Origin of the sequence: Stenotrophomonas pavanii (genome assembly GCF_900101175.1) — a bacterium.
Classification (GTDB): domain Bacteria; phylum Pseudomonadota; class Gammaproteobacteria; order Xanthomonadales; family Xanthomonadaceae; genus Stenotrophomonas; species Stenotrophomonas pavanii.
Map to the genome: position 1 here is coordinate 90607 of NZ_FNFQ01000014.1, position 15897 is coordinate 106503.

Sequence of the window (15897 nt, forward strand, 5' to 3'; positions counted from 1 at the left end):
TCCCTGCAGACGCCATTGAATACGTATGCAGGGTGATTCCCGCGAAGAATGCGCTGCCTACCATAGCGGCGACGACAGCGGCCACCGCGTCGCACGTTCACGGCCCCGCCGGAACGCTCACAAATCGATCTGCAACATTGCCTGGGAGGGGAAAATGTTGAACCACAAGCGCAGCGCGCTGAGCATCGCGCTGGCCGTTGTCCTGGCGCCGACACTGGCGTCGGCACAGTCCACGCAGAACACCACCACGCCGGCCGGCACCGCCGCCACCAACCTCGATACGGTGCAGGTCACCGGCATCCGCCGCGGCATCGAGAGCGCGATCGCGGTCAAGCAGGACGCCACCTCGGTGGTCGAGGCGATCTCCGCCGAAGACATCGGCAAGCTGCCCGACGTCAGCATCGCCGAGTCCATCTCGCGCCTGCCCGGCCTGGCCGCACAGCGCGTCGCCGGACGTGCGCAGGTGATCAGCGTGCGCGGCCTGTCGCCGGACTTCGCCACCACCCTGCTCAATGGCCGCGAAGTGGTCAGCACCGGCGACAACCGCGGCGTCGAGTTCGACCAGTACCCGTCCGAACTGGTCAACGGCGTGACCGTGTACAAGACCCCGGATGCGGCGCTGGTCGGCCAAGGCCTGTCGGGCACCATCGACATGCAGACGGCGCGCCCGCTCAGCTTCGGCGAGCGCGTGATCGCGGTCAGTGGCCGCTACCAGAAGAGCTCGCTGGGCCGCGCCGCCAACACCGATCCGTACGGCAACCGCTTCAGCGCCAGCTACATCGACCAGTTCCTGGACAAGACGCTGGGCATCGCCATCGGCTACGCGCACAGCGACATGCCGATCCAGGAGAACCAGGTCGGCCTGTACGAGCCGTGGACCACCGAGCACACCGACAAGGGCGACCGCCCGGGCGTGGGTGCCGGCACCTACTTCTCCGATGGCATCAAGGCGCTGCGCCGCACCGGCAACAACAAGCGTGACGGCGTGATGGCCACCATCCAGTTCCGCCCGAACAACAGCTGGACCAGCACCTTCGATGCGTTCCACACCGAAGCCGAGCAGATCGACACCGCCAACCAGTTCGAGCTCAACCTGAGCAACTACAACGGTGGCTATACGCCGGGCCTGTTGATCAGCAACCCGCAGATCAACGCCAACGGCTCGTTCACCGGCGGCACCGCCAGCGGCGTGTATCCGCTGGTGCGTGGCATGTACAACAAGCGCAAGGACAAGATCGATGCGTTCGGCTGGAACAACGAGTTCAACTTCGGTGGCGTCAAGCTGGTCGCCGACCTGAACTACTCCAAGGCCACGCGCGATGAGCTGAACCTGGAAAACAACCTGCAGCTGACCCCGATGCCGCAGCTGGACACGATCGGCGTGACGATCCGCCAGGACGGCTTCTCGCAGATCCGCCCGGGCCTGAACTACTCCAATCCCGATGCGTTGTTCCTGACCAACACCATCTACGGTTCCGGCTATGGCAAGGTGCCGCAGGTGGAAGACCGCCTGAAGGGCGGCAAGCTGGCCGCCACCATCGCCCTGCCCGATGCCATCGCCTCCTGGGCGCCGGACATCGACATCGGCGTGAACTACGCCGACCGCCGCAAGGTGAAGACCCAGTCCGAAGGCAACATCCTGCTCGGTGCGCAGGGCGATGCCAACATCGCCTCGGACCTGCAGTACCGCCCGGTCAACCTCGGCTTCGCCGGCCTCGGCACCATCCCGGCCTGGAACGTGCCGGCCGCGGTCGGCCGCTACATGACCTTCAACCCGGTCGACAACCTGGACTACCTGATTCCCAAGTCGTGGACGGTGCAGGAGAAGATCACCACCGCCTGGGCGCGCCTGAACATCAACACCGACATCGGCGAAGTCGGCGTGCGCGGCAACATCGGCGTGCAGATGCAGCACACCGACCAGAGCTCGGATTCGCGCTACTGGGACAGCTCGCAGTCGGCCGGCAACAACGTGCAGCCGTACTCGAACGGCCGCACCTACAATGACTGGCTGCCGAGCCTGAACCTGGCCTTCATGTTCCCGCACCAGCAGACCCTGCGTTTCGCCGCCGCCAAGCAGGTTGCGCGGCCGCGCGTGGACCAGATGCGTGCCGGCCTGGAGTTCGGCGTGGATACCGCCACCGGCCGCCCCGGCGGCAGTGGTGGCAACCCGTTGCTGGACCCGTGGCGCGCCACCGCGCTGGACCTGTCCTACGAGAAGTACTTCGGCGAGAAGGCCTACGTCGCCGCCGCGATCTTCTACAAGGACCTGAAGAGCTACGTCTACACGCAGTCGGTCGACAACTACGACTTCACCGCCCTGCTGGGCAGCTACGTACCGCCGCCGGGCATGACCGTGCCGGTGCTGACCACCGGCACCTTCTCCGCGCCGCAGAACGGCAAGGGCGGCACGCTGAAGGGCCTGGAGCTGACCGCATCGTTCCCGCTGGACATGCTGACCGACAACCTGCGTGGCTTCGGCCTGCAGGCCAGCGCGACCTTCAACAAGAGCGACATCACCATCCTGGACCCGGAAAGCGCGTCCAGCGTCGGCAGCGATCCGATCAGCCTGCCGGGGCTGTCCAAGCGGGTGTACAACTTCACCGCCTACTACGAGCGCAGTGGCTTTGAAGCACGCGTCAGCCAGCGCCGCCGTTCGGACTTCATCGGCGAGATCGGCAACTTCAACGGCAACCGCAGCCTGCGCTACGTGGTCGGCGAGAACGTGACCGACGCGCAGATCAGCTACACCTTCAGCGACAGCAGCACCCTGCGCGGTCTCACCCTGCTGCTGCAGGGCAGCAACCTGACCAACGAGCCGTACCGCACCTACGCCGGCAGCAAGGACCGCCCGCTGGAATACATCGAGTGGGGCCGCACCTACATGCTGGGCGTGAACTACAAGTTCTGAGGTAGCGCCGGGCCCTGCCCGGCAGCCCGGACCCGGTAGTGCCGGCCGCTGGCCGGCAACATGGACACGGTAGCGCCGGCCGCTGGCCGGCACCCCGGGCACGGTAGCGCCGGCCGCTGGCCGGCAACACAAAGGGAGCAGGACCGGAAACCCGCTGCGCAGGCAGCGGGTTTTCTTCTGCGCGGATGCCCATCCACGCATGGCCTGGATCTACCCAGCGCCGCCCCAACCCGTAGATCCACGCCATGCGTGGATGCCTTTCGCCGGAACCCCACCCACAAAAAAGGGACGGGGCACTTCGGCCCCGTCCCCGCAAGTACCGCCACCGGAGAAAACGGTCAGCTGCGTCGGGCGCAATACACCGCGCGCGGCGGCAGCTGGAGTTCATTGCCCCGCACCGTGCCCGCATCCGGACCCGGCACCGCCACCTGCTGCCAGTTACCCGGCGGCAGCGGATGGCTCACCGCCTCGGCCGACAGGTTGAAGGCCAGCAGGAGGGTTTCATCTGCAAGCATACGCTCGAACAGCAGCACAGGCTCGGCGCTTTCAAGAAATCTGATGCTGCCGTGCAGGAGGGCCGGCTGGGTATGCCGCCAGGCCAGAAACGCGCGGAACGCCGCCAGCACCGAATGCGGGTCGCGCTCCTGCACGGCGACCGCCGCGGCCCGGTGTTCGGCCGGGATCGGCAGCCAGGGCTGGCCGGTGGTGAAGCCGGCCAGCGGTGCATCGGTCCACGGCAGCGGGGTACGGCAGCCGTCACGGCCCTTGAAATTCGGCCAGAAGGTGATGCCATAGGGATCCTGCAGGGCCTCGAACGGCACCTCGGCCTCGGCCAGGCCCAGCTCCTCGCCCTGGTACAGGCAGACCGAACCGCGCAGCGAGCACAGCATCGCCACCAGCATCCGCGCCAGGCGCGGGTCGGCGGGGTGGCCGCCCCAGCGGCTGACCGCGCGCTCCACATCGTGGTTGGACACCGCCCAGCACGGCCAGCCTTCGGTCATTGCCGCTTCCAGGCGCGAGACCGTATCGCGGATGTAAGCGGCGCTGTAGTCGTCCACCAGCAGCTCGAAGCTGTAGCCCATGTGCAGGCGGCCATCGCGGGTGTACTCGGCCGTGGTCGCCAGTGAATCCTCCGAGGAGATCTCGCCCAGGCTGACCGCCCCCGGATACTGGTCGAGCAGCGCGCGCAGGCGCTCCAGGAACGGCAGGTTCTCCGGCTGGGTGTTGTTGTAGTAGTGGTACTGGTAGGCGTACGGGTTGTCCGGGCTGAAGCCGCGGCCCACCCGCTTGTCGGCAGGCTTGGCCGGGTTGTCGCGCAACTGCGCGTCGTGGAAGCAGAAGTTGATCGCATCCAGGCGGAAGCCATCCACACCGCGGTCGAGCCAGAAGCGCACGTTGTCCAGGGTGGCCTGCTGCACGTCCGGGTGATGGAAGTTCAGGTCCGGCTGGTCGACCAGGAAGTTGTGCAGGTAGTACTGCTCGCGGCGCGGCTCCCACTGCCAGGCGCAGCCGCCGAACAGCGACAGCCAGTTGTTGGGCGGCGTGCCGTCCTCGCGCGGGTCGGCCCAGACGTACCAGTCGGCCCTCGGGTTGCTGCGGTCCTGGCGGCTCTCGCGGAACCAGGCATGCTCGATCGAGGTGTGGCTCAGCACCTGGTCGATCATCACCTTCAGGCCCAGGCCGTGGGCCTTGGCCAACAGGCGGTCGAAGTCGTCCAGGCTGCCGAACAGCGGATCAACGTCGCGGTAATCGGCGATGTCATAGCCGAAGTCGGCCATCGGCGACCTGAAGAACGGCGAGATCCAGATTGCATCCACGCCCAGCGCGGCAATGTGGTCCAGGCGCTGGATGATGCCGGGCAGATCGCCCACGCCATCGCCGTTGGCATCGAGGTAACTGCGCGGGTAGATCTGGTAGATGACGGCTCCGCGCCACCATGGATAGTGCGACATCGACAGCCCCCCTCCGGGCATGCGGGACCCGCCGGCAGCGGGCCGAAATCCTGATCCGGCAAGCTTAGCGGCGGGCTCCCGGGCATGGCGCAACCTGCATACGTATTCACGCGGAGGGCCGCGCAGGCCGGGCTGGAATTGCCGCGCGGGCCGGTTTGCGCCCGAATTCACGGCCAGCGCCTATAATCAGTGGTGAGCCTGAAAGCCTGATCGCATGACCATCACCGAAGACACCCGTCCCGCCCTGGGCCTGCCCCAGATCCAGTCGCTTGCCGCGGCCGACATGGCCGCCGTCGACGCCCTGATCCGGCGCCGGCTGTCCTCGGACGTCGTGCTGATCAACCAGATCGCCGACCACATCATTTCCGCCGGCGGCAAACGCCTGCGCCCGATGCTGGTGATGCTGGCCGGCCATGCGGTCGGCCAGGCCGGGCCGGAGCACCACCAGCTGGCGGCGATCATCGAATTCATCCATACCTCGACCCTGCTGCACGACGACGTGGTGGACGAATCCAGCCTGCGCCGCGGCCGCAGCACCGCCAACGCGCTGTGGGGCAACGCGCCCAGCGTGCTGGTCGGCGACTTCCTGTACTCGCGCAGCTTCCAGTTGATGGTCGAGCTGGAGCGCATGCCGGTGATGCAGATCCTGGCCGATGCCACCAACCGCATCGCCGAGGGTGAAGTGCTGCAGCTGCTGCACGTGCACAACCCGGATACCGACGAAGCCGCCTACCTGCGCGTGATCGAGCGCAAGACCGCGGTGCTGTTCGCCGCCGGCACCCGCCTGGGCGCGCTGGCCAGCGGCGTGGATGAGGCGACCCAGCAGGCCCTGTTCGACTACGGCATGCACCTGGGCTATGCGTTCCAGATTGCCGACGACGTGCTGGACTACTCGGCCAACGCCGAGGAGCTGGGCAAGAACCTGGGCGACGACCTCGCCGAGGGCAAGGCCACGCTGCCGCTGATCCACGCGATGGCCCACTCCGACGCCGCTACCCGCGAACGCCTGCGCACCATCGTGCAGGACGGCGACGCCTCGGCGATGCCGGAAGTGCTGGCCGCGATCCGTGCTACCGGCGGCCTGGAGTACAGCCGCGCGCGTGCCGAGGAATATGCCGAAGCCGCCGAGCGCGCGCTCGATGGCCTGGGCGACAACGATGCCGTGGCCGCCCTGCGCGGCCTGGCACGCTACGCGGTGCAGCGCTCGCATTGATGGCGGCGTGCCGACCGTTGGTCGGCACGGAAACATCGGTGGGTGCCAACCCCTCGCATCGACCGCATTGTAGTGCCGGCCGCTGGCCGGCAACCTCCTGAGGCTGGCGATGCCACGGGAATGCCGGCCAGCGGCCGGCACTACCGCTGCACCGATCAGCGTTTCTCGAAACGTTCCTCGAAGAATTCATCCAGCGCCTTCCACGCGCGCTTCGCCGCCCGCTCGTTGTACTGGCACCCCGGCGGGCTGTTGGCATCGCGCTCGGCGAAGCAGTGCACCGCACCGCTGTAGTTGGTGAACTCCCAATCGACCTTGGCCGCATCCATTTCCTTCTGGAAACCAGCGATGTCCTCGGCGGTCACGCTCTTGTCCTCGGCGCCGTTGAGCACCAGCACCGACGGGTGGCTGCCACCGGCCTGCGCCGGCAGCGGCGAACCCAGCCCGCCGTGCAGGCTGACCACACCGGCCAATGGCGCACCGGCGCGAGCCAGTTCAAGCACGGTGGTACCGCCGAAACAGAAGCCCACCGCACCGATCCGGCCGGCATCCAGCGGCACCTTGCCGGCCTGGGCCTTGAGCACGTTCACCGCTTCCAGCGCACGTGCGCGCAGCAGCGGCCGGTCGTTGCGCAGCTTGGTCGCCACCGGCCCGGCCTCGGCATCGGTCTTCGGCCGCACGCCCTTGCCGTAGACATCGGCCACCAGCACCACGTAGTCGTCGCCGGCCAGCTGCTTGGCCTTCTCGATGGCCGACTCGTTCACACCCTTCCAGTTCGGCACCATCACCAGGCCCGGACGCTTCCCGTGCTCGCCATCGTCATAGACCAGCACGCCACTGAAGGTCGTGCCCTGGTGTTTCCACTCCACTGGCTGGGTCTTCATTGCCGTCCACGCCGGCATCGCCGGCATCGCCGCCAGCCCCAGCATTACCGCAACACCGCATCGCCAACGATTCATGCGCCTGCTCCGCAAGAAAAAGGGGACGGAGGGGATTAAGCCGCATTTGCCCCTCCCGCGTCGCATTCTGCATTGGCGACGTGACGCAGGTGTGGTTGGATACGACTTAATCCCCTCCGTCCCCTTTTTTTCCGCATGAACGTTGTTGACCGCTTTCTGTCTGGCCTGATCCCGCGCCTGCCTGCCGACGACGCCTCGCAATGGGTCCACGTCCGGGGCGCCAGCGCCGAAGACCTGCAGCGCCTGCGTGTGCAGTGGCCGCAGGTGCCGGACAGCCTGGTGGAACTGCTGTCGCGCGTGGATGGCACCCACTTCCGCGAGTACCCCGGCGGCGAGGTCTGCGTGCTGATGCTCGGCTCTGACGTTGAGGACGGCGGCTATCCGTACTACCTGCGCTCGGTCGCACAGATCTTCGAGGACCAGCGGCAGTGGGACGACAGCATCCGTTCCATCTATGAAGAATGGCTGGATGACGAGCCGGAGATCCTCGGCAAGGGCATCGACGCCGATCTGCCGATGAGCCGCCGGCTGTGCTTCTCGCACTGCATGAACAATGGCGGCACCTCGATGCTGTACCTGGATTTCGATCCCGCACCGGGCGGTACGGTCGGCCAGGTGGTGCGCTACCTGCACGATCCGGACAGCTACGCGGTGATCGCGCCCAGCTTCGATGCCTACCTGCAGCAGCTGATTGACGGCGATTACGCGTTCATCGACGAAGACGAATGAAGGCAGCCGAGCGTGGGCTCGGCGCTACAGTGGAGCCACGCCATGCGCGGATGAATTTCTCCGCAGGTTGCCGGCCAGCGGCCGGCACTACCCGCGCTCGATCCAGTGCAACGTGCCCGGCTCGAATGCCAGCAGATCCGACGCCGCCAGGTGCGCGCGCGGCCAGTGGCGTTCCGGCGGCTTCGGCTGCCGGGCCCCCACAGAACCGTCGTAGTCGCGTACCAGCAGGCCAATGCGCGCGGCCCCAGCCTGCAACAGCGCGTCGATACGCTGCAGCCACTGGCCGGCGTCGACCAGGGCGTCATCGCGACGTTCCTGCTGATCCCGTTCCTGTCGTGCCCGCTGCTCGGCCAGCGCACGGGCGATCTTCGCCGCGCTCCAGCCCTTCTTCCGCCAGCGTTCGGCATCGCCGTTCCACTCCCGCTCGCCATGCAACGAGGCCAGCGCCGTACCGCAATCGCAGTGGCCCGCGCTCAGCCAGGGCTGCCAGCCGGGACCGGTGGCAGCCCGCAAGCTGGGCGAATCCTGCGCGAACAGGCGCCGTCCGCTGCGCTCCATGATCGCGGCGGCTTCAGCGTGCGAGAACAATGCGGGCAGGAACAGGGTGATGAAGGTACACATGCGGGCTTCTCGATCCGTCCTGGAAGGGCCCATGGTAGATCCACGCCGTGCGTGGATGGGGGGGCAGAGCCCTTTCCTGCGGAAAGGGATCCGCCCCCGATCCGGCGGATCAGGCGATGCCCAACCCCGGAATCGCACTGATGCTGTCCGGATCGAATCCAGCCAGCGCGGCGAAATGACGTCCGCGCGCCACGTAGTCGCGGTAGGCCCCGAAGCTCGGCGCGCCCGGTGACAGCAGCACGACTCCGCCCTGCTCGCCCAGCGCGGTACGCGCCAGCGCCATCGCCTCGGCAAGATCGCCCGCCGCGTGCAGGCCGAAGCGACCGGCATCGGCCAGCGGCTGCAGCATCGCGTGGATGCGCGGGCCGTTGCTGCCCATGGTCACGATCTCCACCGGCGGCACATCGTGCGCCATGTGCTGCATGAAATCGGTCCAGTCCAGGCCACGGTCATGCCCGCCCACCAGCAGCGCGATGCGCTGGCCGGCGAAGCACTCCAGCGCAGCCAGGCTGGCATGCGGCGTGGTGCTGATCGAATCGTTGACGTAGGTCAGGCCATTCGCCACGCCGATGCGCTGCAGGCGGTTCGGCAGCGGGCGGAAATCCTGCACCGCCGGTGCCAGCGCCACCGCGTCCAGGCCCAGTGCCTCCAGCGCGGCCAGCACCGCGCACAGGTTGCCGCGGTTGTGGCGGCCCGGCAGCGGCGTATTGCGGGTATCGAACACGGCCTGTTCGCCGCGATGCACGATGTCACCGCGCATGTGCCAGCCCTGCGGCTGGTTGAACCAGACCATCTCACTCTCGGGCAGCGACAGCGCAGCCAGGTGCGGATCGGCGGCATTGAGCACGGCGATGCGCGGTGCGGCTTCAGTCACCAGCCGCAACTTGTCCTCGATGTAACGCTGTTCGCTGCCGTGCCAGTCCAGGTGTTCCGGGAACAGGTTCAGCACCACCGCCACCTGCGGATGGGCGCCACTGCGTGCCACCTCACCGGTCTGGTAGCTGGACAGCTCCACCGCCCAGTACTCGGGCGCAGGCTGTGGATCCAGTACTTCCAGCAGCGGCAGGCCGATGTTGCCGACCAGGCCGGTGCGGTGGCCGGCCGCGCGCAGCAGGTGCGCGACCAGCGCGGTGGTGGTGCTCTTGCCCTTGGTACCGGTCACGCACACGGTGTCGCGCACGATGCCATCAGCACCTGCATGCTCGGCAAACCACAGCGCGGTGCCACCGATGAAGGTGGTGCCCTGCTCCACTGCTTGCAGCGCGATCGGCTGGTAGGGACTGATGCCGGGCGATTTGATCACCACGTCGAACGCCGCCAGCGCCTCTGCCGACGGCTCACCGCGAACGTCCAGCGCACCCTGCGTTTCCGCACGCGCCGCTTCGACCTCTGACGCCGGGCAGAACAGGCTCAATACCAGCGTGGGCAGGCGCGCGCGCAGCACCGCAAACGCGGCACGGCCCTCACGGCCCCATCCCCACAGCGCAACACGCTTTCCCTCAAGCTTCGAAATCTTCACGCACCCGTTCCCACAGCGCGGCCGGAACGCGGTGCTCGCCCTGCAGCTGCAGCAGCGGTGCCAGTTCCAGTTCGGCGGCGTCCAGCTGCGGCTGGATCTCATTGCAGAAGCGCTTCACCAGCACGTCTTCCTTCCACTCCGGGCGCTGCGCCAGCGTCGCCATTGCCGCACGCGATTCGCGGCCTTCGCCCACGCACTCGAACGGCTTGTGGTCCTGGAATTCAAGCAGCGCATCAAAGCCACCGGCCTGCTCGGCATCGTCCAGCAGGTTGCGGCCGAAGATGCGCACCAGGCGCGTCTTGGGCATGAACGGAGCCAGCGCCAGGAACACGAAATGGCACTTCGGGCAGACACCGCACCAGCGGTTCACCGGACGCTCGCCGAGGATGTGGAAGTTGCGGTTGCAGCTGGAGAAATGCGCGTCGTAGAAGTCACTCTTGGCGAACTGGCGGGCCACCGCCAGCTCGGACATCGGGCGCAGCAGCGAGTAGTACTGCAGGTCGGCCGCCACGTACTTCTGCACATGGCTGCCGAACGCCTGCTCGCAGGCCCAGCCCTTGGACCACTGGTGATTCACTTCGCCGGTGCCTGGAATCTGGCTGCCGTAGCTGGCCGAGCGCTCGTTGGAGAACACGACCTGGTCCACGCCGTGCAGCAACGCGGCCAGCACCATGATCGCCGAGTTCACCACCGTCACCGGGATATGGCCGTTCCAGGCGCCCTGGCGGTTCAGCTCGAACAGCTCCGGTGCCAGCGTGCGGCCCAGGTTCAATGTCGGCAGGCCGGTGCGCTCGGCGCACGCACGGATCAGCTGCGAGCCACCGATCCAGGTCACCGTCTCGTCCACGCCGGCACGGCGCAGCGCTTCGATGCTGACCAGCGAATCCTTGCCGCCGCCGATGGCCACCAGCGCGTGCGGCTGCAGGCCCAGCGCCGGCGCCTGCACGGCCTCACCCTGCACCGGCAACCGGAAGCGGCCGCGCAGGTTCAGGCCGTTGCGGTAGGCGAATTCGCCCAGGCCGTTGAGGTAAATGGTCTCCACCAGCGCGGCGGTATCGGCATCGATGCTGTAGCTGTCGATGCTGACCGTATCCGGTACGCCGGCCTTGTAGTAGCTGACGCCGGCGATCAGGTGAAGCAGCTGCAGCGCGCGCTGCACCGCTGCCGCACGCGCCGGGTCCAGCACGAACGGGGCGCCGGGCACGGTGATGGTCTCCACCATCTCCGGGCCGTCATCGAAGGCGTAGACCAGCCGGGCCACGCCGGTATCCGCAGCGAAGTCGCAGCGGACGAAGCGGAAGCGGGAAACCTGGTGTTTGTCGAAAGCAGTCATGGTGTATCCGGTCAGGCACAGGCCCGGGCATGCGCGCGGGACGTGTCGGTGGGCGGGTGCAGGGTGCGGAAGGCAATCACTCGATCACGTCTTCGCGCGGCATCGCCCGCTGGTTGTAGGTGTTGGCCATCACATAGCCGTAGGCACCGGCATCGGCGATCAGCATCACATCGTCCGGTGCAGTGGACACCGGCAGCTTGCGGCGCTTGCCGAACACATCGCTGGATTCGCAGATCGGCCCGACCACATCGAACGCCGCTTCGGCATACCCCCCCTGCCGGCTGAGGTTCTCGATGTCATGCCAGGCGTCGTACAGCGCCGGGCGCATCAACGTGTTCATGCCGGCATCCAGGCCCACGCGGCGCACGCCGTCCTTCTCCACCACCTGGGTGGCATGGGTCAGCAGCACGCCCGATTCGGCCACCAGGTAGCGACCCGGCTCGATCGCCAGGCGGAATGCCGGGTGCAGCGCCTTGACCTCGGCCAGGCCCTTGGCCCAGGCGTCCAGGTCGAACGGCTCGTCTTCGTCGCTGTACGGAATCGGCAGGCCGCCACCGATGTCGATGGTCTGCACGCTGCCGATGCGGCGGGCGAAACCGGCCAGCTCATCGCACATCAGGCGCCAGTGCTGCGCGGTTTCCACGCCACTGCCCAGGTGTGCATGCAGGCCGACCACGCGGCTGCCCAGCTCGGTGGCCGCGCGCACGAACTCGTCCACGCGGGCGATCGGCAGGCCGAACTTGGAATCCTTGCCGCCGGTGCGGACCTTGGCATGGTGGCCTTCGCCCCGGCCCAGGTCGACGCGCAGCCACAGCTCGCGGTTGCGGAACAGGTCCGGCCAGCGCTGCAGCGCTTCCACGTTGTCGACGGTCACGGTCACGCCCAGGGCGAACGCCGCCTCGTACTCGCTGCGCGGGCAGAAGCTGGGAGTGAACAGCACGCGCCGCGGCGACAGCTCCGGCAGGTGCTGGAACACATGCTTGAGCTCGCCGTGCGACACGCACTCCAGGCCGAAGCCCTCCGCTTCCAGCAGCTGCAGGATGGCCGGGTGGCTGTTGGCCTTGATCGCGTAGTAGCGCTGGTCGATCGGCTTGATCGCGGCCAGCGCGCGGGCGCGGGCGCGCACCGTCGGCAGGTGGTAGACGTAGCGCGGCGTACCGGCATCGGCCAGCTGCAGCAGATGCGCACGCTGGCCGCGCCACCACGGCGTGCCGCGCGGGCGCACGGTGCCGGCAATCTCGCGCCAGCGCGGGCCGAACACTTCGGTTTCTTCCACCGGCATCGCACCGCTGTCGATCAGCTCGGCATGCAGGATCGGCAGCAGGCCATCGGCATCGGCCTCGTCGATGACGAAGGTCAGGTTCAGGTCGTTGGACGATTGAGAAATCATGTGCACGCGTTCGCGGCCGAACGTGGCCCACACGTCCGACAGCTTGTGCAGCAGCGAACGCATGCCACGGCCGACCAGGGTGATCGCCGCGCACGGCACGATCACCTTCACCTTGCAGATCTGCGACAGGTCGGCCGACAAGGCGGCCAGCACATCGGTGTTGACCAGGTTCTCGGACGGGTCCAGCGACACGGTGACGTTGGTTTCGGCCGAACCGATCAGGTCCACCGACAGGCCGTGCTTCTTGAACAGGTTGAACACATCGGCCAGGAAGCCGACCTGCTGCCACATGCCGATGCCTTCCATCGACACCAGCACGATGCCGTTGCGGCGGCTGATCGCCTTTACCCCGGGCACTGGAGCGGCGCTGCCGTCGATGCTGGTGCCCGGCAGTTCCGGGCGCTCGGTATCGAGGATGGCCATCGGCACGCCGGCGTCGCGGCACGGCTTGATCGAGCGCGGATGCAGCACCTTGGCGCCGGTGGTGGCGATTTCCTGCGCCTCGTAATAGTCCAGCCGGGTCAGCAGGCGCGCATCGGGCACATCCTTGGGGTTGGCACTGAACATGCCCGGCACATCGGTCCAGATCTCCACGCGGCTGGCGCCGAGCAGTGCGCCGAAGTACGCCGCCGAGGTATCCGAGCCACCGCGGCCGAGAATGGCGGTACCGCCGTCGGCATGCCGCGAAATGAAGCCCTGGGTGATCAGCAGGCGGGTCGGCTGCGCGCGGAAGCGCTGCATCCACTCCGCATCGGCACGCCACTGGCAGTTCACCGACAGTCGCTGCGACCACTCGCTCTGGTTCGGCTGCGGCGGCATCGCGTCCAGCCACTGGCGCGCGTCCATCCAGCCCATGTCCAGGCCCGAGGCGTGCAGGTAGGCCGCGCCCAGGGTCGACGACAGCAGCTCACCCTGGCCCAGCACTTCGGCCTGCCAAGCGAGCGGACGGGTGGCCGCGCGCGCATCGTCGAGCAGGCCCTGCAGCGCCGCCAAACGCTCGGCCAGCACCTCGCGACCCAGGCCCAGCTCGGCCAGGAAGCCTTCATGGCGTTCGACCAGCGCTGCCACCCGGTCCCGGCTGTCGGGCGCACCATCGGCAATCGCGGTCAGTTCGTTGGTGACACCGGACAGCGCCGACACCACCACCAGCACGCGCGAGCCGGTCTCTTCCGCGCGTTTTTTCGCCAGCTTCCCGATCGTGTCCCAGCGGTGACGACGCGACACCGAGGTGCCGCCGAACTTCAGTACGATCCAACGATCGACAAGGGGGGAAGCTGACATGGATTGGCTATGTAGAATGTGGGGAAGCCGCCCTTGGGGGCGGAACCTTTGATTCTAAGCGCAATACCCCCGTAGATGGCCGTCCTTCGTTACCTGCAGCTCGATGTCTTCGCCCCCCGCCCCGGCACCGGCAATCCGCTGGGCGCCATCCTGGACGCCGACGCGCTCTCCGGCAGCCAGATGCAGGCCCTGGCCGCCTGGCTGAACCTGTCCGAGACCGTGTTCTTCCTGCGCCCCAGCGTGCCCGGCGCCGACTACCACATCCGCATCTTCACCCCGACCCGCGAGCTGGCGTTCGCCGGCCACCCGAGCGTCGGCGCGGCCTGGGCGGCGGTGACCTGCGAGCTGGCCCGACCGCGTGATGGCGCCCTGCTGCAGCAATGCGCGGCGGGACTGTTGCCGGTGCGGGTGAGCGGCCCGGCCGGGGCACTGGAAATCCAGCTGGCCAGCCCGCCGGCGCGGCAGCTGCCGACGGCCGCAGAGGGGGCACCTGAAGCACTGCTGGCACTGGCCGCCCGCGGGCACGTCCCCGAACTCTGGGACAACGGCGCACGCTGGTGGCTGCTGCCGCTGCGCGACGCCGCTGCCGTGCGCGGGCTGGCACCGGACATGACTGCCCTGCGCGACTGGAGCCTGGCCACCGACGCCACCGGCGTGGCGGTGTTCGCCGACGAGGCCGGCAGCGGCCACGCCCGCGTGGTGCGCGCATTCTGCCCGGCCGATGCCGCCAGCGTGCCGGAAGATCCGGTCACCGGCAGCGCCAACGCGCTGATCGGCGCCTGGCTGCGTCAGCGCAATGCCCTGCCCGGCGTCGAGGGCCGCTACATTGCCAGCCAGGGCCGCGAAGTCGGCCGCGATGGCCGCGTACACGTCGAGGTGGATGCGCAGGGCACGGTCTGGATCGGCGGCCAGGTGCAGCCGGTCATCGACGGCCGCGTCCGCTGGTAGCGCACGAAAAAAAGGGGACGGAGGGAATTAAGTCGCTTATGGCACATGGGGCAAAAGCGACTTAATTCCCTCCGTCCCCTATTTGGTGCCCCGCGCTACGCTATGCCACCTGTTTACTGGAGTTCCTCCCCGATGACCACCCGCCGTTTCCTGCAGCTGGATGTGTTCTCCCCGCGCGCCGGTGCCGGCAATCCGCTGGCCGTGGTACTCGATGCCGAGGGCCTGGACGACGCCAGCATGCAGGCCATCGCGCGCTGGACGCGCCTGCCCGAAACCACCTTCGTTTTCCCGCCGCAGGCCGCCGGTGCCAGCTACCGGCTGCGCATGTTCAGCCCGCAGAAGGAAGTGCCGTTCGCCGGCCACCCCAGCGTCGGCACGGCGCATGCGGTGCTGCGGGCAGGCTTGGCCAAAGCCGTGGATGGCGTGCTGGTGCAGGACGGCATTGCCGGCGCCCTGCCCCTGCGCGTCAGCGGCGAGGGCACGCAGCAGCGCATCGCCATCCGCACCCCGCGCGCGCAGCTGGCGGAGATCGCCGAGGCCACCGACCCGCGCCTGCAGGCGGCGCTGAAGGACTGGCCGCTGGGCACGCTGCCGCCGGCGCGGATGCAGGGCGGACGCAGCTGGTGGCTGGTGCAGGTGGCCAATGAAGCGGCGTTGCGCGCTCTGCACCCGGACTGGGACGCGGTGGCGGCGCTGGCCGAGTCCACCGACAGCATGGGCGTGTTCGCCTATGCCTTCAGCGATGGCCGCGAGGGATTCGACCTGGCCGTGCGTGCCTTCGTCGGCAATGGCCGGCGCTTCGAGGACGCCGCCTCGGGTGCTGCCAATGCAGTGCTGGCCGCGTGGCTGGACCTGCGCCAGGCCCTGCCCCACGGCCGTGCACCGTTCGAAGTCAGCCAGGGCCGCGAGGTCGGCCACGATGCGCGCCTGACCCTGCGGGTCGATGAGGACGGCGAGGTCTGGTCGGGCGGCCAGGTGCAGACGGTGATTACCGGCACCCTTGATTGGTGATCGCGCTGGCGGGTGGTAGAGCCGAAGGCAGCG

At 68.0% G+C, this 15897-nt stretch carries 11 protein-coding genes; 5 read left to right on the forward strand and 6 right to left on the reverse strand.

Features of this window, described 5'->3' with window-relative positions; translation table 11 throughout:
- The first annotated feature begins 154 nt into the window (after positions 1 to 154).
- Positions 155 to 2911 (forward strand): TonB-dependent receptor, encoded by a 2757-nt coding sequence (locus BLS66_RS19270; protein WP_057494194.1) that lies wholly within the window; start codon positions 155 to 157, stop codon positions 2909 to 2911.
- Between the two features lie 338 nt (positions 2912 to 3249).
- Here BLS66_RS19270 and BLS66_RS19275 read toward each other — a convergent pair whose 3' ends face one another.
- Positions 3250 to 4863: an alpha-glucosidase family protein gene (locus tag BLS66_RS19275; protein WP_074726562.1), complete on the reverse strand. Its 1614-nt coding sequence runs from the start codon at positions 4861 to 4863 to the stop codon at positions 3250 to 3252.
- Positions 4864 to 5077: 214 nt separating this feature from the next.
- Between BLS66_RS19275 and BLS66_RS19280 the strand changes: the two genes are divergently transcribed.
- Positions 5078 to 6076, forward strand: a complete 999-nt coding sequence (locus tag BLS66_RS19280) for a polyprenyl synthetase family protein (RefSeq protein WP_049467389.1) — start codon at positions 5078 to 5080, stop codon at positions 6074 to 6076.
- A gap of 155 nt (positions 6077 to 6231) precedes the next feature.
- Here BLS66_RS19280 and BLS66_RS19285 read toward each other — a convergent pair whose 3' ends face one another.
- A complete protein-coding gene (locus tag BLS66_RS19285; RefSeq protein WP_074726563.1) occupies positions 6232 to 7032 on the reverse strand; it encodes a dienelactone hydrolase family protein in 801 nt (266 codons plus the stop codon).
- A 135-nt stretch (positions 7033 to 7167) separates the two neighbouring features.
- Between BLS66_RS19285 and BLS66_RS19290 the strand changes: the two genes are divergently transcribed.
- Entirely contained in the window at positions 7168 to 7761 is a 594-nt protein-coding gene (locus tag BLS66_RS19290; RefSeq protein ID WP_074726564.1) for an SMI1/KNR4 family protein, read from the forward strand.
- 87 nt (positions 7762 to 7848) lie between these two features.
- Here the strand turns inward: BLS66_RS19290 and BLS66_RS19295 are convergent, their stop codons facing one another.
- From BLS66_RS19295 to BLS66_RS19310, 4 genes are all read right to left on the reverse strand, one after another.
- Complete coding sequence (locus BLS66_RS19295) at positions 7849 to 8382, reverse strand: hypothetical protein (protein WP_074726565.1); 534 nt, start codon at positions 8380 to 8382, stop codon at positions 7849 to 7851.
- A 109-nt stretch (positions 8383 to 8491) separates the two neighbouring features.
- Positions 8492 to 9901: a UDP-N-acetylmuramoyl-L-alanine--D-glutamate ligase gene (gene murD / locus BLS66_RS19300; RefSeq protein WP_074726566.1), complete on the reverse strand. Its 1410-nt coding sequence runs from the start codon at positions 9899 to 9901 to the stop codon at positions 8492 to 8494.
- Positions 9882 to 11234: a UDP-N-acetyl-alpha-D-muramoyl-L-alanyl-L-glutamate epimerase gene (murL, locus tag BLS66_RS19305; RefSeq protein ID WP_053462399.1), complete on the reverse strand. Its 1353-nt coding sequence runs from the start codon at positions 11232 to 11234 to the stop codon at positions 9882 to 9884. The genes murD and murL overlap by 20 nt, the downstream gene beginning before the upstream one ends.
- A 76-nt stretch (positions 11235 to 11310) precedes the next feature.
- Complete coding sequence (locus tag BLS66_RS19310) at positions 11311 to 13905, reverse strand: bifunctional aspartate kinase/diaminopimelate decarboxylase (protein ID WP_074726567.1); 2595 nt, start codon at positions 13903 to 13905, stop codon at positions 11311 to 11313.
- A gap of 75 nt (positions 13906 to 13980) precedes the next feature.
- On the opposite strand from BLS66_RS19310, the gene BLS66_RS19315 reads away from it, so the two are divergent.
- Both BLS66_RS19315 and BLS66_RS19320 read left to right on the forward strand, forming a co-directional pair.
- Positions 13981 to 14853: a PhzF family phenazine biosynthesis protein gene (locus tag BLS66_RS19315; RefSeq protein ID WP_074726568.1), complete on the forward strand. Its 873-nt coding sequence runs from the start codon at positions 13981 to 13983 to the stop codon at positions 14851 to 14853.
- Between the two features lie 132 nt (positions 14854 to 14985).
- Complete coding sequence (locus BLS66_RS19320; protein WP_074726569.1) at positions 14986 to 15864, forward strand: PhzF family phenazine biosynthesis protein; 879 nt, start codon at positions 14986 to 14988, stop codon at positions 15862 to 15864.
- The last annotated feature ends 33 nt before the right edge of the window (positions 15865 to 15897 follow it).